This is a genomic window from Vibrio sp. QJM3NY_35, from assembly GCF_057785915.1.
The window spans coordinates 1240906-1260980 of sequence record NZ_CM173508.1; the positions used below are offsets into that span (position 1 = coordinate 1240906).

Annotated in this window: 14 protein-coding genes; 8 read left to right on the forward strand and 6 right to left on the reverse strand. The window is 43.1% G+C overall.

What is annotated here, in order from left to right:
* Positions 1-158: 158 nt before the first annotated feature.
* From AC3CH3_RS20905 to AC3CH3_RS20915, 3 genes are all read left to right on the forward strand, one after another.
* Entirely contained in the window at positions 159-1295 is a 1137-nt protein-coding gene (locus AC3CH3_RS20905) for an efflux RND transporter periplasmic adaptor subunit (protein WP_029405640.1), read from the forward strand.
* An 11-nt stretch (positions 1296-1306) separates the two neighbouring features.
* Positions 1307-4459 (forward strand): efflux RND transporter permease subunit, encoded by a 3153-nt coding sequence (locus AC3CH3_RS20910; RefSeq protein ID WP_488538307.1) that lies wholly within the window; start codon positions 1307-1309, stop codon positions 4457-4459.
* Positions 4460-4776: 317 nt separating this feature from the next.
* Positions 4777-5463: a MaoC family dehydratase gene (locus AC3CH3_RS20915; protein WP_488538308.1), complete on the forward strand. Its 687-nt coding sequence runs from the start codon at positions 4777-4779 to the stop codon at positions 5461-5463.
* A gap of 76 nt (positions 5464-5539) precedes the next feature.
* Here AC3CH3_RS20915 and AC3CH3_RS20920 read toward each other — a convergent pair whose 3' ends face one another.
* Positions 5540-6355: a phosphate ABC transporter substrate-binding protein gene (locus AC3CH3_RS20920; RefSeq protein ID WP_488538309.1), complete on the reverse strand. Its 816-nt coding sequence runs from the start codon at positions 6353-6355 to the stop codon at positions 5540-5542.
* Between the two features lie 253 nt (positions 6356-6608).
* On the opposite strand from AC3CH3_RS20920, the gene AC3CH3_RS20925 reads away from it, so the two are divergent.
* Positions 6609-6971 (forward strand): DUF3024 domain-containing protein, encoded by a 363-nt coding sequence (locus tag AC3CH3_RS20925; protein ID WP_019826408.1) that lies wholly within the window; start codon positions 6609-6611, stop codon positions 6969-6971.
* Between the two features lie 206 nt (positions 6972-7177).
* Here AC3CH3_RS20925 and AC3CH3_RS20930 read toward each other — a convergent pair whose 3' ends face one another.
* Both AC3CH3_RS20930 and rnb read right to left on the reverse strand, forming a co-directional pair.
* Positions 7178-8008: a helix-turn-helix domain-containing protein gene (locus AC3CH3_RS20930; RefSeq protein WP_488538310.1), complete on the reverse strand. Its 831-nt coding sequence runs from the start codon at positions 8006-8008 to the stop codon at positions 7178-7180.
* 189 nt (positions 8009-8197) lie between these two features.
* Entirely contained in the window at positions 8198-10204 is a 2007-nt protein-coding gene (rnb, locus tag AC3CH3_RS20935) for an exoribonuclease II (RefSeq protein ID WP_488538311.1), read from the reverse strand.
* 392 nt (positions 10205-10596) lie between these two features.
* On the opposite strand from rnb, the gene AC3CH3_RS20940 reads away from it, so the two are divergent.
* The 3 genes from AC3CH3_RS20940 to gntH all read left to right on the forward strand — a co-directional run bounded on the left by AC3CH3_RS20940 (position 10597) and on the right by gntH (position 16158).
* The gene (locus tag AC3CH3_RS20940; RefSeq protein ID WP_017059498.1) at positions 10597-12582 is read left to right on the forward strand and encodes a DEAD/DEAH box helicase; all 1986 of its coding nucleotides are present in this window, start codon (positions 10597-10599) and stop codon (positions 12580-12582) included.
* 741 nt (positions 12583-13323) lie between these two features.
* Positions 13324-14517: an acetate/propionate family kinase gene (locus AC3CH3_RS20945; RefSeq protein ID WP_488538312.1), complete on the forward strand. Its 1194-nt coding sequence runs from the start codon at positions 13324-13326 to the stop codon at positions 14515-14517.
* Positions 14518-14910: 393 nt separating this feature from the next.
* Positions 14911-16158, forward strand: coding sequence for a guanitoxin biosynthesis MBL fold metallo-hydrolase GntH (gntH, locus tag AC3CH3_RS20950; RefSeq protein WP_488538313.1), 1248 nt, complete (start codon positions 14911-14913; stop codon positions 16156-16158).
* A 52-nt stretch (positions 16159-16210) separates the two neighbouring features.
* Here gntH and AC3CH3_RS20955 read toward each other — a convergent pair whose 3' ends face one another.
* From AC3CH3_RS20955 to AC3CH3_RS20965, 3 genes are all read right to left on the reverse strand, one after another.
* A complete protein-coding gene (locus tag AC3CH3_RS20955) occupies positions 16211-17164 on the reverse strand; it encodes a LysR family transcriptional regulator (RefSeq protein ID WP_488538314.1) in 954 nt (317 codons plus the stop codon).
* A gap of 150 nt (positions 17165-17314) precedes the next feature.
* Positions 17315-18337: a DUF1214 domain-containing protein gene (locus AC3CH3_RS20960; RefSeq protein ID WP_488538315.1), complete on the reverse strand. Its 1023-nt coding sequence runs from the start codon at positions 18335-18337 to the stop codon at positions 17315-17317.
* A gap of 97 nt (positions 18338-18434) precedes the next feature.
* A complete protein-coding gene (locus tag AC3CH3_RS20965) occupies positions 18435-19139 on the reverse strand; it encodes a hypothetical protein (protein ID WP_488538316.1) in 705 nt (234 codons plus the stop codon).
* A 178-nt stretch (positions 19140-19317) separates the two neighbouring features.
* On the opposite strand from AC3CH3_RS20965, the gene AC3CH3_RS20970 reads away from it, so the two are divergent.
* Positions 19318-20055 (forward strand): porin family protein, encoded by a 738-nt coding sequence (locus tag AC3CH3_RS20970; protein ID WP_488538317.1) that lies wholly within the window; start codon positions 19318-19320, stop codon positions 20053-20055.
* Positions 20056-20075 lie beyond the last annotated feature (20 nt).

A 20075-nucleotide genomic window follows, 5' to 3' on the forward strand; every position in this document is an offset into this window, starting at 1 on the left:
GGAATTGTAGCGTGTTTGTAATCACTTTATAAGCACTTGGTTTCAATTAACATATTGATACACTTTAGCTAGTTATAATTGATATTCCTCGGACAATGGTAACGAGTGTGTTACGTAAATTTTATGCTGTTCAAATACTAATAAGTGACGGTATAACCATGCGTAAAAAGTTGATCCTTACGGCTCTTGCAAGCTCTCTTATTCTTGCTGGATGTGGGCAAGATGCTCAAAATGCCAAGCAAGCGCCTCTACCTCTCGTAGCTGTACAGGATGTTAGCGTTGTTTCTCACCAGCAAAGTAAGTCGTATATCGGTCGTATTGAAGCCGTTGAAGACACGGCTATCACAGCGCAGGTTTCTGGCTACCTACAAAGCCGTCATTTCAATGAAGGTCAAATGGTTGAAAAGGGTCAATTACTTTACTCGATTGAACCTTCTTCGTTTGAAGCCGAAGTAGCAAGCGCAAAAGCGTCTGTTGCTCAAGCGAACGCGAACCTTAAAAAAGCTGAGCTTGATTTTAATCGTGGTAAAAATCTACTCCCGAAAGGCAGTATCTCTCAATCTGAATTTGATGCATTAACCGCAAACTTGTTAGGTTCTCAAGCTCAGCTTGAAGCAAGCCAAGCACAGCTAAATGCTGCGAATGTTCAACTTTCTCATACCAAAATCATCGCGCCTTTCTCTGGCCGTATTAGTGACACCAAAGTGAGCACAGGTGATCTGGTTTCACCGTCTTCAGGTGTGCTGACGACTTTGGTTAGCCTAGATCCAATCCACGCATCGTTCAGCATCAGTGAGCGTGAGCGTATTGAGCTGGGTATGGATCGCATCGAAGGCGACGGCAGCAGCGACTCTGCAGGTGTTGAAGTTCAGATCATGCTTGAGAACGGTGAAGCGTTCGAACATCTAGGTCAGCTTGACTTCTTAGGCAACCGTATAAACCTCAATACTGGTACGATCGCGATGCGTGCGATTGCCGATAACCCGAATCAGCAACTACTTCCAGGCCAACACGTTCGCGTTGATCTACGTGAGAAACAATCTATTGATGTTGTGACTATTCCTCGTCGCGCAGTGCAAACCGACCTCGAAGGTGACTTCGTGATGGTATTGGTTGAAAGCGAAGCTGAACCTGTTGCTGAGCGCAGAAACATCGAGATGGGTCGTCAGATTGAAGGTGGCGTGATTGTTCATTCTGGATTAGAGAAAAACGACGCGGTCATCACTCAAGGCCTACAGCGTGTGCGTAATGGTATGTCTGTTCGTATTCAAGCTTCTGCTGAACAAGCTGAGTAAGGGGGCTATTTATGTTAAGTCGTTTCTTTATACAAAGGCCTAAATTCGCCCTTGTTATATCCATTATATTAACGCTGGCAGGTGCGATCTCGCTCTCTATTCTGCCTGTGGCTGAATATCCAAAAATTAGCCCACCTTCTGTAAGCGTTATGGCTTACTACACAGGTGCAAGTGCAGAGGTAGTAGAACAAGCGATTGCCGACCCGATAGAGACATCGGTCAACGGGGTAGAAGATATGATCTACATGTCTTCGAAAAGCGCGAACGATGGTTCTTACAACCTTAACGTGACGTTTGATGTTGGTACTGACCCAGATATGGCTCAGGTTAACGTACAAAACCGTGTCGCCCAGATAGAATCCAAACTTCCTCAAGAAGTAAGAATGGTGGGCGTTACGGTTAAGAAGCGTTCGCCTGACCTATTAATGGTATTGAACTTCTATTCGCCAAATGGTGAGTACGACGACCAATTCCTGATCAACTATGTAAACCTGAATATCAAAGACCAGTTAGCACGTGTTTCTGGGATTAGTGAGGTGAACGTATTGGGTGGTGGTGAATACTCGATGCGTGTTTGGCTCGACCCAGAAAAAATGGCCAACTTGAACCTAACGACATCAGATGTCCATGCTGCGTTGGCGGAGCAAAACGTTCAAGTGGCAGCTGGTCGTATAGGCGCTGCGCCTTATGCTAACCCTCAAGAAGTTCAGTTTAACTTGGTGACCAAAGGTCGTCTCGAAACTGCAGATGAGTTTGAGAACGTTGTACTTCGTGCAAGCCAAGATGGCTCAACGGTTTATCTAAAAGATGTTGCCCGTGTTGAACTTGGTAAGAAGTTCTACGATAGTAACGGTAAATATCGTGGTCAAGATGCTTCAATCGTAACGCTGTCACTTCAGTCAGACGCTAACGCGTTGGAAAGTGGTAAAGCGGTAATGACGATGCTGGATAACCTAAGCAAAAACTTCCCTGAAGGCGTTGCTTACGAAGCGAGTTATGACACCACCTTGTTCGTTGCCGAGTCGATTAAAGGCGTAGTGAAAACACTGATCGAAGCTATCTTGCTGGTTATTGCGGTTACTTACCTGTTCTTGGGCAGTGCGCGTGCAACACTGATTCCAGTGGTTGCAATTCCGGTATCGTTGATCGGTACGTTTGCCATCATGCAGATGACAGGCTTTACCATCAACACGGTAACCTTGTTTGGTTTGATATTGGCGATCGGTATCGTAGTAGATGATGCGATTTTGGTTATCGAAAACGTCGACACGACGATGGCTAAAGACCCAACTATCTCACCTCGTAAAGCAACGCTTATCGCGATGAAAGAAGTGACGGGCCCGATTGTTACCTCGACCTTGGTTCTATTAGCGGTATTCATCCCAGTAGCGATGCTGCCAGGCATTACCGGTATTATGTACCGTCAGTTCGCTCTGACTATCTGTATAGCGGTTGTTATCTCGTCGATTAACGCACTGACTTTGTCTCCGGCGCTGTGTTCATTGGTTCTTAAACAAGGGGGGGGTAACTCGGCTCGTTGGTACCAAGCGTTTAACCGCGGTTTGGAATCCGCAACTAACAAGTACGGCCAAATTGCTGGCTTCTTAGTTAAGAAAGGCGTTCTACTGTTCACTTTCTTCGTCGTTGCTTTGGCTGCCGTTACTTACTTCTCGAAAACAACATCAACGGCGTTCGTTCCTCAAGAAGATAAAGGCATTTTGCTAGTTAACGTTCAATTGCCAGATGCTGCGTCTTTGTCGCGTACAGAAGAGGTGACTGAGCAATTACTTGAAATGGTCGAGCAAGAGCCTGGTGTTGATGGTGTTACTTTAGTTAATGGTTATGCTTTCATGACTGGCGCTTCTGCGTCGAATGGTGCGTCGTTATTTATCAAACTGCATGATTGGGATATGCGTAATGCGTTAGATGGCGAGCACTCAGCTCAAGCGATCTCGCAGCGTATTAACGGTCGAGCAGCCACTGAACTTCCTCAAGCTATCGTCTTTGCAATGGGGCCTCCTGCGGTTCCGGGTATGGGTGCTGCTTCTGGTTTCGAATTTGTTCTTGAAGACACATTAGGCCGTAGCCGTACTGATCTGGCGATGGTAATGAATGACTTGATTGCTGAGGCGACAAAACAGCCTGAGATTTCACACACATTCAGTACGTTCCGTGCCAACGTTCCTCACTACTATGTCGACATCGACCGCGAGAAAGCGCAACAATTAGGTATCCCGCTATCGGAAATATTCCAGACTTTACAAGGTAATCTTGGTTCGCTTTACGTGAACGATTTAACCATGTTTGGTAAGAACTTCCGTGTAACCATGCAAGCTGACAGTGAACACCGTAGCAGCATGGATGACCTACAACGATTCCACGTACGCTCTTCTAACGGTGAAATGATTCCGCTAAGTACTTTGGTGACTTACGATCAGATCTTTGAACCTGATGTAGCATGGCGTTACAACATGTACCGCAGTGCGGTGATTCAAGGGCAACCTGCACCGGGTTATTCAAGTGGTGATGCGATTGCAGCAATGGAGCGTGTGGCCGCTGACGTCTTACCTCAGGGTTATCAGTACGAATGGACAGGCATGGCTTACCAAGAAGTACTGGCAGGCAACCAAGCGATCTTTGCGTTCGCACTGGCACTGATCTTCATCTATTTGTTTATGGTGGCTCAGTACGAGAGTTGGACAATACCGATTGCGATTATCTTAGTTGTGCCGGTTGCAACCTTAGGTTCCTTCTTAGCTCTGAACTTGACTGGTACACCGCTAAACCTTTATGCACAAATTGGTTTGGTGCTCTTGATAGCCTTGGCCGCGAAGAACGCAATTTTGATTGTGGAATTCGCAAAAGTCGAGCGTGAAGAGAAAAATACATCAATCGAAGATGCAGCTGTGAAGGGCGGTACGCTACGTTTCCGTGCTGTGAACATGACGTCTTGGTCATTCATACTAGGTATCTTTCCGCTAATCTTCGCTGCGGGCGCAGGTCATGTGAGTCAGAACTCGTTGGGTATTTCACTGATTGGTGGTCTGTTATGTGTGTTACTGGCCGGTACGTTCCTAATTCCTGGCTTCTATGCATTCATACAACGTAAGCGAGAGAAAGCACACGGTGGTAATACCAAGTTAGTTCCGCTTGATGACGAATAGGGAATTTAATTCTCTGTAAACTTATTTTTCGTAAACTAACCCCTCATAAAAACGAAGGCTTAGCATTGTGCTAAGCCTTTTTTTATTCCACTTGTGAATAAAAACGCTTTTTATATACTCAAATCTTTATTGTGTGATGGAGCTAACACTCTAATTTGGGTTTTGTAATAAAATGATGTTTTATTATTAAGCTACTGTTTATTAATAAAATATCATGGTTCAGCTAACGAGTGTATGCTCGAAAATATTTGCACAATAGTGTGAAGTGCTTCAAAATTACGAAGTTATATTGAAATTTTATGTGCATTGAGGTTCTTATGAAAGTCATTGATTTATTTAAACACCGAGGCGATAGCGTGTCTTCGCAACACTCAGAGTTTATGCAATGGATGTCTCCAGCTCTTAGAGATTACTGGGGCGACTTTCTTAATCGTACGCAAAATAGTCATTTCTTTGCGTGGGTTCGTGATCACCACAAACCCGCTGTCAATGAAGATGCACCAGAGATGCCGGTTGAACAGCCGATCTTACTTAAGCCAGAAGCTCAACTTGTGTTTGATGAACTCAATCAGCAGATCGGTGAGGTTATTCATACTGGTGACTGGATCAACGTAAGTCAAGAACGTATTAATCAGTTTGGCCTTGTAACTGAAGATATGCAGTGGATTCATACTGAGCCTTCTAAGGCAGAAACAGACTCTCCGTTCAAAACAACCATCGCACATGGTTTTTTAACGTTGTCTTTGCTTCCACGACTGACTGACAGTGTTGATCCTGATAAATCTCAATTCCCAACAGCTAAGATGGTTGTAAACATTGGTCTTAACCAAGTTCGCTTCCCATACCCTGTAAAGTCGGGCAGTAACGTCCGCGCTAAGAGCAAGTTGACAAAAGTAACGCCAATTAAAAAAGGTTTAGAGATTGAACGCGAAATCCGCGTAGAAATCGAAGGGGTTCGTCGCCCTGGCGCTGTGATCGTTTCCGTGATTCAACTTCACTTCTAAACGAACTCTATAGATTCCAAAAAAAAGAGAGAGCTTAATGCTCTCTCTTTTTTTTCATAAGATAAAACTCACTCACTTATTTAATGCGAGTGTAGCCGTACTCTTCGATAAGGTCTCGCCCTTGCTTTGACTTCACGAACTTGATGAAGTCTTTGCTCTCGTCAGAAACTGAGTCTGTCTTATGCAGCAACAAGAATGGGCGAGCCAATTCATAGCTGTGGTTAGCAATGTTCTTAGATGTTGGCTCTACGCCTTCAAATGTAATTGCTTTAATCGAACGGTCGATCGAACCAACAGAGATAAAACCAATCGCGTGCGGGTTATGGTTAACAATCGTTTTAACCATGCTGTTGCTGTTTACAACCAAGTTATTTGGGTTGATGTCAGACACTAGACGGTCATTAATGATTTTCGTTAAACCAAGCAAGCTTTCGAAGCTGTAGCGGGAACCAGAAGACGCTTCGCGAGTGACAACTGCGATAGGCTGATCTGCGCCACCCACAGCTTTCCAGTTCGTGATTTTGCCTTTGTAGATATCGAACAGCTGCTCACGTGTAACGTTGCTTACAGCGTTTGAGCGGTTAGTTACGACAGCTAGGCCGTCAAAGGCAATTGGAAATACCTTCAACTTCTCGTCTTGTTCGCGGTCGGTTAAATAACGCGAGCTCATACCGATGTCAGAGACACCTTTATTAACCATGGTAATACCTGCTGTAGAACCAATGCCCTGAACCGCAATATAGTTATCAGGGTGAGTCTTGTTGTACTCCTCAGCTAATACATCCATCACTCGTGATACTGAAGTGGAGCCCGAAATGGTGGTTTCTTGTGCAAAAGCAGCATGAGAAGACAGGGCTAAGGATAAAAGAGAGGCAAGCGCGACTCGTAACATAAACAACTCCTAGTTAATAACATTTGCCGCATATGATAGGTCGGTTATATGACACTTTTGTGAAATTCTATACGCTCGATGTATAACTGTTAGCTTGTTGAGTGAGAGCTTTCTGGGTTTTCGAAAGCAGGATTCGTTTCTGGGAGCAGGGCGGGTATTTTGTTTGCGCTTGTTCGCTAAAATGTTTGTTGAGTCCTAAGCTAAGTAGAGGAATTCACTACTTAGAAGTTTCTATGAAGTTACAAGGGGTGTTATGTCCGTCATTCATATCGAACTGAATCGTCTTTTAATTGGGGCTGAGAGGCTCTGTACATCTCGAAATCGCAGTTTACCTGTCGAGCTAGGCAAATCCCTATATGAAGAGTGTGAGGGTGGTGTGCTGTTTTCTCAGGCGCATTATCTGCTCGACTCATCTCATAGCGATTATACAAACGAGATCGCCTGTGTAACTTTTGATGAGTCGTTATCTTGTTGGTTAGTGATGGTGCCACTTGAAGGGGATGTCGAAACCGACTCTGTGAATTGGGGACCTTATCCGTACCTGCCTAAATCGAAGGATCTTGATGCTATTTTAGCGGAAATAGAAAAAGACCCTAAATCGTACTTCTGGTCATAGTCTCTCTGTTTTCACGTTTGCTGGTGGCCTGTTATCAAAGCTAAACCCCTGAACCCCAAAGCCGAATCAATGAGTTTCAAAACTCAACCACTGAATCCAAAAAAACAAATGATCTCATCTCACATCCAAGTGGCTTAATATTGAAGCCACTTGGTTTACACCAGTTCCCAACTAAGACGTTCACGTCAATCTATTGCTTTGTTTGTTTAAACTTGCGGCTTTACACTTTGCAGTTGTGCTTGTGCCACTAACGATCGGAAGTCTTTTGGTGTTTTGCCGTGATATGTTTTAAAGGCCGTGCTGAAGTGAGCGGCACTTTTAAAGCCTGACTCATACGCGATTTGAGTGATCGACTTATCCGATGTTCTTAGCTGAGTGGCCGCATGAGCAATACGTTTTATCTTTAATAAGTTTGAGAACGACAGATCTTCAGCCGATAAGCGACGTTTAAGCGTAGCCGGTGACATTCCCATGTAACTGGCGAGCGTATCCAAAGAGATATTGTTTTCAATGTTTTGCTCGATGTAATGAATGACTCTTTGGGTCACGGTTAACCTTGAAGCTCGAGCAATAATAGCCAATAGAGCAGGGTACTGTTCCACCATCAAAGACAGCAAACTTAAACCTAATTGAGTGAGTGCGTAGTCATTCTGAGAAGAAGAGTTGGCGAGTGACATGATGAGATCTTTCAACTGACAGAGCTCAGTATCTGTTTGATTGAACTTAATGTACTTGTCTGGGATTAGAGCGGATTCTAAATCGCTGAACTGATTAATGAACTTCTGAAAGATAGCCAAATCAAAATCTAAGCAAGTTGCGCTGAATTCGCCATTTTCAGTGTTAACCGTGATGTCTTTAATCTGACCAGAATTGTAAAGGGTGAAATCTCCGGCTTGCAACGAGGGTTGAGTACCATTGGGTAACACAAAAGAAATGCTGCCTTTCGATACCATAAAGATACCGTTTTTAGAGGCAGGATAACGTTCTCGTCTCCTGGGAATGAAGTTTCTGAACTGAGTAACTGTGATTGATGACATAGTGAGCTTCTTTGACGTTGTAAATTGATTGCTTATTGATTGCTTATTGATTGTTTTTTTTAAGTATTGTTTAAGCATGAGACATTTACAAAAAAGGCGCTAATAATTAGCGCCTTTAGAAGTGAACCTTGAAGCTTTTGACCTTGAAAGCCGTAACTTTGAAAGCTGTAGCTGTAGCTGTTAAAGCCTTTAAGCTTCGGTTTCGTTTGTCGTTTCAGGCTCGCTAGGCAAGTCCGCAAATACTTGAGTAGGTTTTGCTACTAAGTTACGGTTTTCCTGATTAACTTCTGAGAGAACTACTTCTAAAACGTCTCCCAGTTTGTATACCATTTCTTTATCGATAGATACAGTACCCATATCACCGTTGCACTCTATTCTTTCTTTATTATTAAGAATGAGAGATCCAGGGATAAATGCAGCAGCACCATTTTCAAGTAAACGTACACGCATACCTGCACGGTTAATATCGAAAATCTCAGCTTGGAAACGAGTTTCTTCTGCTGGAGCATTGGCTAGAGTGCGAGCATACAACCAATCGCCAACATTACGCTCAGCCATGCCGTGGTGACGGCGGTGCAGGGCAAGTTCATCACCGATAGTTTCATCTGGTGTTTGAATCGGCGCTTTACCTAGGATGTGTGCTTTCAGCATACGGTGGTTAATCATGTCGCCGTATTTACGGATTGGAGAAGTCCAAGTTGCGTAAATATCTAAACCCATCGCGTAGTGCGGAGCAGGCTCATTGCTGATCTCGCTGTACGCTTGGAATTTACGAATACGGTTGTCGTAGTAGCTATTGTCTAAAGAGCCTAACCAACGACGTAGAGTAGCAAAACCTTCTAGAGAAACGATTTGCTCTTCAGTGAACGGTGTTTCCGCTTGCGGGTTTACCAGTTCAAGAACGTCAGAGACTTTCTCAGCCTTGAAGCCAGAGTGGCAGTTAAACACACCTTGGTTGAAGCTTTCTTTTAGTACTCGGCCCGCACAGATGTTCGCGCTGATCATTGATTCTTCAACCAGCTTGTTTGCGCTACGACGCATGTCAGCGTGGATAGCGACAACATCGTTATCTTCGCTCAGTTCAAAACGGTAGTCAGGGCGATCTGGGAACACAACAGCATTTGCTGAGCGCCATGCTGAACGCGCTTGAGCAAATTGGTGAAGATCAGAAACAATTGCAGCAATCTCTTCTGATGGTTGCCATTTCTCTGATGTACCTGTCTCTAGCCAGTCTGATACGTTGTCGTAAGCAAGACGAGCATGAGATTTGATGTTTGCAGCGAAGAAGTTAATGTCATCACCGATAACGCCTTCTTTAGATACCGTTACTGTACAGCAAAGTGCAGGACGAACTTCGTTCTCGATCAGTGAACATAGGTTGTCAGCAAGATCTCGAGGCAACATTGGGATGTTGCGACCAGGAAGGTAGATAGTGAAGCCGCGCTCGCGAGCCACTTTATCCATCGCATCATCTGGAGAGATGTAAGCGGTAGGATCTGCAATCGCGATAGTCAGTTCAAAATCACCGTTCTCTTTCTTCTTCGCGTAAAGCGCATCATCCATATCTTTTGTGCTTTCACCATCAATGGTCACAAAAGGGACGTGTGTCATGTCGATACGTTCAAGATCGGCGTCGTCATTGATCTTCCAATCATCGATACCTTCAGGTTCGCTGTTAGGTAGGTCGTTTTGTGCCAGCGTTACCCACCAAGGTGCGATCTTGTCATCAGCATCTGTGATTTTCTCAGAGATCTGAGCCAAGAAGCCATTATCACCTTTTAATGGGTGTTGAACGATATGAGCAACAACCCAGTCACCTTCTTTAAGCGTTTCAGGGTTTAGCCCCTTCATTGCTTTCGCTTTAAGTTGCAGTTTTTTGAGCTGCGGGTGATCAGGAACAACGTTCAATCGGCCTTTGAAAAGCTTAACTCGCGCAATAAAGCGAGTAAGACCTTGTTCTACTAATTCCTCAGGCTCTGCTACTTCGCGCTCTTTCTCTGTGCGAATGATGGCAATCACCTTGTCACCGTGCACACATTTCTTCATGTATGGAGGTGGGATAAAGAAGCTTGTTTTGCTATCAACTTCGAGAAAACCAAAGCCTTTTTCAGTGGCTTTGATAGTACCTTCCTTTTTAGGGAGGGTTTCTTGGATTTGCTGCTTGAGCTGAGCGAGTAGAGGATTATCTTGAAACATCTTACTTTTATCTAACGAGAACAATTGAGCACACTATAATCATTGCGAGGCCCGATTACTACTTAAAGCCGAAGAGAGCGTAAATTAATTGCCCTCTTATTTAACTCTATCAATTTGGTCGAACTCTATCGCCCTGACGAGATATTCATCAAGTTTTGACGATATGATAGCCAGTATTGATATAAAACCGAAAAATATGTGATGTATTTCAATTTTTTCTGGCTTTTTTTATGCATTTAGGGAATAATCCGCCTCCCTTAGACGTCCCTAATGGCTTGAAGTGTTTTATTACTGCTTCGTAACTCTGAATGGAATCAGTATCTGATTGGATCAGTATTGGAATTGATAGAGCTCCCGGGACCTTTTGTTTACTTATATATAGTGGGATCCCAATGTCCGAATCTGTAATTCAATTTAATGAATTAGCCCTAAACGATAACATTCTTTCAGCTCTTGATAGCATGGGTTTCGTTTCTCCGACTCCAATCCAAGCAGCAGCTATTCCTCTTCTTCTTGAAGGCCGTGACGCACTAGGTAAAGCACAGACTGGTACTGGTAAAACAGCAGCATTCTCTCTGCCTTTACTTAACAAAATCAACCTGAACCAACACAAACCACAAGCAATCATCATGGCTCCTACTCGTGAGCTAGCGATTCAAGTTGCTGCGGAAATCAAAAACCTTGGCCGTGATATCAAAGGTCTTAAAGTTATTGAAATCTACGGTGGTGCTTCAATTGTTGACCAAATGCGTGCTCTAAGCCGCGGTGCTCACATTGTTGTTGGTACTCCAGGTCGTGTTAAAGACTTACTAACTCGTGACCGTCTACACCTAGATGAAGCACACACATTTGTTCTTGATGAAGCAGATGAAATGCTGAAAATGGGCTTCGTAGATGACGTTACTTGGATCCTAGAGCAAGCTCCAGAATCTGCACAACGTGTACTTTTCTCTGCAACTATGCCTCCAATGGTTAAGACTATTGTTGACCGTTACCTACGTAACCCGGCTAAAGTTGACGTTGCTGGTACTAACCACACAGTTGATAAAGTAGCGCAGAACTTCTGGGTTGTTAAAGGCGTAGAAAAAGACGAAGCAATGTCTCGTCTTCTAGAAACTGAAGAAACTGACGCGTCAATCGTATTCGTACGTACTCGTCAAGACACTGAGCGTCTAGCTGATTGGCTATCTGCACGTGGCTTCAAAGCTGCTGCACTGCACGGTGATATTCCTCAGTCTCTACGTGAGCGTACTGTTGATCACATCAAACAAGGTGTTATCGACATCCTAGTTGCAACTGACGTTGTAGCTCGTGGTCTTGATGTTCCACGTATCACTCACGTATTCAACTACGACATCCCATTCGATGTTGAATCTTACATCCACCGTATTGGTCGTACTGGCCGTGCTGGACGTAAAGGTAAAGCGATCCTACTAGTTCGCACTAACCAAATTCGTATGCTTCGCACAATCGAGCGCGTAACTAAGTCTCAAATGGAAGAAATCCAACTTCCTCTACGTGACCAAGTTGCTGCTGCACGTGTTGCTAAGCTTGGCGCTGAACTTGAAACTGAGAAAGAAAGCAAAGCACTAGAAAACTTTGCAGGTCTTATCTCTACTCTTCAAGAGTCTCTAGAAGTTGATGCTGCTACTCTAGCTGCAATGCTTCTTAAGCGTCAGCAAGGTAAGAGCCCACTATTCTACGTTGGCGAAGACCCAATGATCGCTGCTATTGAGCGTGATAAGAACCGTCGCAAAGAGCGTCGTGAAGATCGTGACAACGGCCGTGACGGTGGTGGTCGCAACTTCAATACTCAAGATTGGGATACTTACCAACTACAAGTTGGCCGTGAGCAAGGCGTTCAGGTTAAGGACATCGTTGGCGCACTAGCAAACGAACTTGGCCTAACTAAAGGTTCTATCGGTGCTATCAAGCTAGACCAAGGTTCTACTTACGTTCAACTGCCAAAAGCAATGAACTCTGAAACTGCTGGTAAGCTAAGCAAACTTCGCATTCGTCAAAAAGAAGCTGGCGCTGTAGTTGTTGATTTCAATGACTTCCGTGAGCCTCGTCGTGGCGGCGGCGGTCGTGATGGCAACCGTGGTGGCAACCGTGGCGGTCGTGATGGTGGCGGCTACCGTGGTAACCGTGAAGGCGGCAACCGCGAAGGTGGTAACCGTGAAGGCGGTCGTGGTGGATACCGTGGCAACCGTGATGGTGCTCGCGATGGTAACTCTGCTGGCGGACGTGATGGCGAACGTCGTTTCGACCGTAACCGTGGTGGCGATCACCGTGGTAACTTCCGTGGCGAACGTGGCCATGGTAACGGCAATGGCGGTGGTAACCGTGGTCGTCGTCCAGAGCGCAACGAAGGTTAATCAACCTGTCGCTTAGACGCTTTAGTCTAGACACTGAATTTAAAAGTCGAGCGTAATGCTCGGCTTTTTTGTGCCTGCTATTTGAACTTAAGCTTTGGTTGGCTCGATATTCGTAGCTAACTTACTTTAATCAAGCTTTGTCCCTGTAACTATGCTTCGTCCATGAAACTAAGCATCGCGCCTAGAACGAATGTTAGTGCCTAAACTTAGCTGTATCGCGTTCTAAGCCTATACTAAAAGAACGTGCTACAAGATGCTAAAACAAAGAGTGAAGGCTATCTAAGCGACATTACAATGCATTTGTTCGTAGAGTTGTGCTCGAAGGCTATCAAAAGAGATCGGATCACTATTCTCAACTCCCGGGAGCTTTTTGACTCAAGCACTGAGCAATTGAGAAATCGAGCAAAAAGTTATCGGTAATGATAAGCAGACGAAAGGGAAGGGCGGTTGTTTTTTAAGCGAATTACCTGCATTTGTTCGAGTCGCTCTAATTAACTGAATCAAGTTAAAAATAATGTGAGCACTCGTTTGCGTCACCTGTTCATTAATTTTCTTATTCAACTATTTTTTAATTTCGCTCTCGAAATAAATAATTTGATGACTAAGATCAACTTAATTGTGTTCATTTAGTGATTTTTTCAAAACAAAAGTTGAAAGATTCAAAAATTATTGAATAATGAGCTTAACTAAAATTGAAGTAAACACTTCATCCAATTCGTACTGAAACAGGATCCATATCCAATGTCTAATTCGTTTGTTCTGATTATTAACTCGGGTAGTTCATCCCTAAAATTTGCTGTAATCGATTCTGTTTCTGGTGAAGCAGTATTAAGTGGCCTAGGGGAGTGTTTTGGTCTTGAAGATGCTCGTATGAGCTGGAAATATCAAGGCGAGAAAACTGAAATTGCCATTCAAGGCGAAGATAACCACCACAAAATTGCCATTGGCAAATTGGTTGGCCTGATGGAAGATCTAGGCTTCACTGCTGATATCGTGGCTATCGGTCATCGTATCGTTCACGGTGGTGAGAAGTTCACTCAAACCGTTCGTATTACTGAAGAAGTAACGAACGAAATTGAAAGCCTATCTGATCTAGCTCCACTTCATAACCCTGCAGGAGCTGTCGGCATTCGTGCTGCGATTGAAGCTTTCCCTTCTCTACCTCAATTTGCTGTATTTGATACGGCTTTCCACCAAACAATGCCACAACGTGCATTCACTGGTGCAATCGCAAAAGAGCTATACACAGACTTCGGCGTGCGTCGTTACGGTTTCCACGGTACTAGCCACTACTTCGTTAGCCGTGAAGCTGCGAAGATGGTTAACAAGCCTATCGAAAAATCTAGCTTTATCTCTGTTCACCTAGGTAATGGCGCATCTGTATGTGCAATCAAAGACGGTAACAGTGTTGATACTTCAATGGGCTTCACACCACTTTCTGGCCTAATGATGGGCACACGTTGTGGTGACTTAGACCCGGGCATCATCGAGTACCTACTTAAGAAAGGTTGGTCACAAGAGCAAGTCTTCAACTCTCTAAACAAGGAGTCTGGCTTCCTTGGCGTGTCTGGTCTTACGAGCGATGCTCGAGGCATCTTAGAAGCAATGGAAGAGGGCCATGAAGGCGCTAAGCTTGCGTTTGAGGTGTTTACTTACCGCGTATCAAAATACATTGCTTCTTACCTTGCAACGTTAGATTCTTTAGACGGCATCATCTTCACTGGTGGTATCGGCGAGAACTCTCTACCAATTCGTCGTGAAATCCTAAACAACCTTAAGATTCTAGGTTTCGTTGAAGATGTAGAAGGTAACGAATCTGCTCGCTTTGGTGCTGAAGGCATCATCGGTAAGTCTGAAATGCTAAACGCATTAGCAATGGTTATCCCAACTAATGAAGAATTCGTGATTGCTCAACAATCGGTAGAGCTTCTGTAATTTAGCTTAAAACTAAATACTCAAAAGCGAGCCCAAGTGGCTCGCTTTTTTGTTTTTTATGTTGGTTAAATCAGCACGAACGATACTTTCTTCGTCTAGTATACCTTCGAGTCAACGAGGCTAGAGTTAACTCACTTTTGCCCCAAAGTGTGTCAGGACGGGATTGACCCTAGTTTCAAATACCTGCTGTTTGACTTACTTTTCCTCATGCCCAGGGCTCTAACTCTATGGCCAAATTAGCTAATCCACTACACATAAGAATTCTTTGATTGTTGAAAATTTCCCCGTCTTAACCAAATTCGGGTCTCTGTAATTCATATTCTTATCTTATTCAATCATAGACAATCTCCGTGTACTAACTTATTCAACTCATAACCTTTTATCGGAGAACTTATGAAGTCATTTCCCAAATACTTAACTTACGCTTTGTGCACTTCTTTCATGTTGCCAGCAATGGCGGAATCGCCACTAGATTTCCAATTTCCACGAGAATGCCGTTTAACAGAAGCAGGGTATCCTGTTCCATTGTGTGGGCAACCATTAACTAAACACAATGTTGTTTCAAAAGTTGATGGTGAACATCGCCAATACTCAGAGCACTTTATTGCAGGGCAAGAGTCAATCGAGCCTGATGAAATGCGAATAACGACAATTGGCTCTGGCAACCCACCTGTACGTATGGGACAAGCATCTACAAGCTGGTTAGTAGAACTTGGAAATGGTGACAATTTCATCTTTGATGTAGGAGGGGGAACGGTACCAAATCTGTGGAGTCTAGGGTTACCTCATGATTCGCTGGATAAAGTCTTCGTCACTCACTTACACCTAGACCACGTTGGTGGAATATTTAACTTGTGGGACTCAATGGGCTGGGGGCGCAATGTACCTTTAAATGTGTATGGATCTTCTGGTCATACTCCTGAGCTTGGAGTTGCAAGCTTTGTCGAGCATGTTGAAAAGGCAGCGGCTTGGCATGTGCTGAGTAAAACCGGCATCGCCGCAAATGAAGGTATGCAAATCCAAGCCCATGAATTTGATTATTCGAAATTTAGCCTCGAAACGCCGAAACAATTAGTATATTCAGAAAATGATGTGAAAATATACGCGTTCCCGGTTGATCATATTCTGGTTGGCTCAGTGGGTTATCGACTAGAGTGGAATGGTTTATCAATGGCATTTACTGGCGATAGTGAGCCTACAACACATGAAGCTGAAATGGCGAAAGGTGTAGATGTGTTTATCCATGAATTGTTTATTGATGCTCCGACATTCTCAGACAAAAACAATATGCCTATAGAAGTCGCTGAAAATATTGTTCATAAACATACTTCAGCAAGTGAGCTTGGGGAAATATTTACAATTTCTCAGCCTGGTTTAGGGGTAGGAACGCATTTTTTCACTAATGAAGATACCATTGATAGGGCCTTTAAAGGACTTGTCGAGTCATATGGAGGCCCAGTTGCTATTGCACAAGACCTCATGGTCATTAATGTAACTAAAGAGCAAATTGTTACTAGAATGGCACGAACTGATTTGCTGGGTTGGTCTGCACCATCTGAGGCTAGCGAAGTGACATTTGATGAAAAACCCACCGAAGGGATAACGCCTACATGGGTATCTGACACTCGCTTGCAACAATGAGCAATATATTGACTTGAACATGAAAACTTCAAACGCCCGGGATGGGCGTTTTTTATTTACACATCAATAAATTATCGGTGTTAGGCTGCTCAATAGAATCAAAGAACCCTTGTAGGATTTGATGTAAATATTGATTTAAAGGGTAGGTTCTACGTGTTTGTAGATATCCACCAATAATATCAAATCGTTTATGTTCTTCCGCTATTAATGGTAAAGGGTGAACTTCTAAATTGTCGCCTAACTCGGCTACATAACTGCTGGAAAAACAAATCGCGTCTGTTGTTTTTATAATATGTAACGCAGCTTTGAGACTGTGTGTTTTTAGTACTACATTAGCTTGATAGCCTTTTAACTTGTAGATGTCATGCAGCGCACTTTTGTCATAGTTGACACCAGCTAAATAGAGTTGAACAATAGGTAATTCATGAATTCTTTCCCATTCATTTCCTTCTTTTAAAATCGGGTGATTCTTTCTAGCAAGGATACCTGAAGTCACAGTTTTTACATGGTGGCTGTAAATATCTTGAGGGAATGGAAAGTTTGATATTTGTAAAGCATAATCGATTTTTCCATTTAACATATCTTTTAAAGATTGATTTTGCCAGAAGTCTAATTCAACTTTAGCATTTGGTAGCTTAGATAAAAGCAGTTTTATTAATCGTTCTCCGAACACTTCTAATATGTAAGTATTAACGGATATTGACACAGTGCCGTGAAACTGTTCAGGGTCGAAATTACTGAATGAATCAATAACTTTTGCGATAGGGTTGAGCATTTCGATAGTGGCTTCGGAAAGCTGTATTGCCAATTCAGAGGGCTCAATACTGTGAGCTTTTCTTAAAAACAGCTGATCACCAAATGTTTCTTTTAGTTTTGCTACACCACGGCTAACACTAGTTTGCGAGATCCCCAATATTTCAGCCGTTTTGTAAGTATTCCGAGTTTCTACCAACACTTTTAACATTCTAAGTAAGTTCAAATCCATTTTGGTCAGTGCTTTGTCCATTAAACTTCCTTATGTAAGTGAAACATTAACATTTTATAGTAGCCTTATTGAGCGCCATAAAGTAATGATATGAGACAAACTTGCGAGGTGAGCGCCCAAGAAAAAGCCAACTGTGATTTCAGTTGGCTTTGATAACGCTTGTAGCAACCCTTACTTCTGAGTTAATTCTGGGAATTGCCATTCACCATTGATAATTTCAGATTGAGGTTCATACATGCGAACAAGATAATTCCAACCGTCCGTTGTAGGTAAACAATTGACGGTTTTTTCGCTACAGTTTCCAAAGTCGATGGTAATGCTACCGTCATCATTAGATTCAGCCATTAAGTTGTTGAAACTATGCACCCCTAGATCATTTTCTTCTAAAAACCCATTTTTGTTGTATACCGTTATAGACCAAAACGCATTTACAGGAACATCTTTTACTGTCACCTGATAATCGGTATCTCCGTCATTTTTGTTTACAGTTAAAACGTCGTACACGGCATTTTGTACCGGTAACCCCCCCCAGCCAGAGGCGGTGCTCAATACATGATGCACTGGATCAACTTTTTCTTTTAGCCCGAATCCTTTAGAGGCATCTGTGCCTAATAAGGCTAAAGTGTTTAAAGCATCTCGAGCAGACTGTAGCTGTTCAAGATCCCAGTTAGGAAGATCAGGTTTAACCCCAACAAGTGGCGTATCGACAACAATTTTATCTTGTAACTCATTGGCGGCTTTAATATCTTCAGGACTACTACTATCTGCTAGTACTCGGAATGAAATAGCGGCATATCGTGTACCTACGTTTTCTTCAGTTAAAGTATAAGTTCCTGCTTCTGTTTCTGCGAATATAAAATGATCCTGGTTGGTGACTTGCATACTTATATACCGCTCAGCTCCATCGGGTAATGTTATAGTTGCAGGCTCACTTAAGTCGAGAATTACTCCCGAATAAAGCGTATCCAGATTCATTCGAATGATCGCTTGTTGATCTAAGGGGGTGGGTGCTCTCATATGGAATAGTTTTCCGACATCTCCAATGATAGATAATTGAGATCGGATCATAGTATCGCTTTCAGCACGTGCGAAGTTATCAATGTTGACGTTTTCTGTGGCTAACGCAGCCCCGATGCTAAGCGAAGATAGAAAAAGCGCGATAGCAGATAGCTTTAAAGTATTATTAATTTTCATTATAGTTCTCATTGTCATATATATTTGATATCTAAAAGATAATGCGATGGGCAATACCGATAAGCGGGTTATTGGAAGCCGCTCTTGGGTTCAACGATTAAAACGCGTAGGTGTAACTTAAAGTTGCTTCATGTTCGCGGTCTTCGTTATATTTATACAGCAATCGTACGTTTTGATTGTTGTCAAATCGATACCCTACAACTGTTTCAAACTCATACTTTCTAATGGATTGTGTGCCACCATTTTTAAGTTTTAGATCATTAAAGCTGTAGGTATACTGAGGAATAAAGTTAGCCCAAACCTCTGGAGTGAAGTTGTAGACCAGCATTGCTTGTACCATTCCAATTGCGGCTTCGTTTTTAGCGAAATCATTCGTGGTAAACCCGGCTCCTACCATTGGAACAAATAGAGCATTCTCACCCAATGGCAATACTTGTAATCCGTTCACCACTAATGAATGAGAGTCGGCTCCTGCACCTGCAAAATCCGTATCCCAGATGTAATCTAAAAGGATGCCAGAGCCTATGTCGGTATTGGTTGCCGCAGCTCTGATTCGATGTAAGTTCAAATTCTCCTTACCTTCATATTTTGCCAATCCACCCCATTCCTCATTGATTTGAGATGCTAAACCGAAACCAAGTGTTGCTCCTTCTGTACCATAAGCGGCTTCGAAAGATGAGTAGATTACCGTTGGGTCTGAAAAGTTGATGGTGTCTTCAGAGTCTTTTACAGGGTTTTCGGCAGATACCATGGTTGACAAAACAAGCCCAATGGAAATTGCGAGAGTGTTCTTAATGTTCATTTGTTTTCCTCAATCACTTATTGTTGGCAACATGTTATCGGTAAAATAAGAAGCAAAATATGAATTACAGTAAACCGAATTTGGTATTCAAATTCGGTTTACTGTAATTCATATTTTTTATCTGCATGTGCATTTATTGTCTTGTTATCAAACAATTAAAAGACAATTTGAGGACATCATGAATAAACCTTCGTTAAAAGCTTACTTACTCATCAACAGTGTAATATTCACACCTTTGACTCTAGCAGCCCCCGAGAATCAGGATGACTGGGCGTTTTCTATTAATCCATATATGTGGCTAACCGATCACAGGGGCTCCGCAGGGTTTTCAGAGCTTCCGCCCGCTGATATGTCGCCAAAAAACATTGTCGATGATGCTCAATACGGGCTTTCTCTATCAGGGGCAGCAGTTAAAGGCAATCATGGGATTTACGTAGATTACAGTTATAGCGATATTAGAAGCAGTGAGGAAATAGGTCCTGTTCTTGGCGATTTAGATATATATACCACGACAACTCTTTTCACTATGGCATATGGATACGAAGTCTTTCAAAAAGAAAATACAAGTGTTCAACTCCTCGCGGGCACACGTTACACCAATGTAAATTATGACTATCACGGTGATATCCCACTCCTGTCAGGAAATTCAAATGATAGCTGGTTTGACCTTTTACTTGGAGCTCAAGTTCAGCATCAGTTCAACGATTCAAATTTATTTGTGAATGCTAGCGGACAAATTGGTGGAATCAGTTCTGATGGATTCTACGACGTGCAAGCCAACTTAGGTTATCAATTTACACCGGCTATTAGTGGGACTGTAGGTTATCGTCAATTTGATGTCGATTACTCGAATGGGGACTTTGTTTACGACATAAAACAGCAAGGCTGGCAACTCGGTCTCAATTGGGACTTTTAGCACCGCAGTATTGAATAATC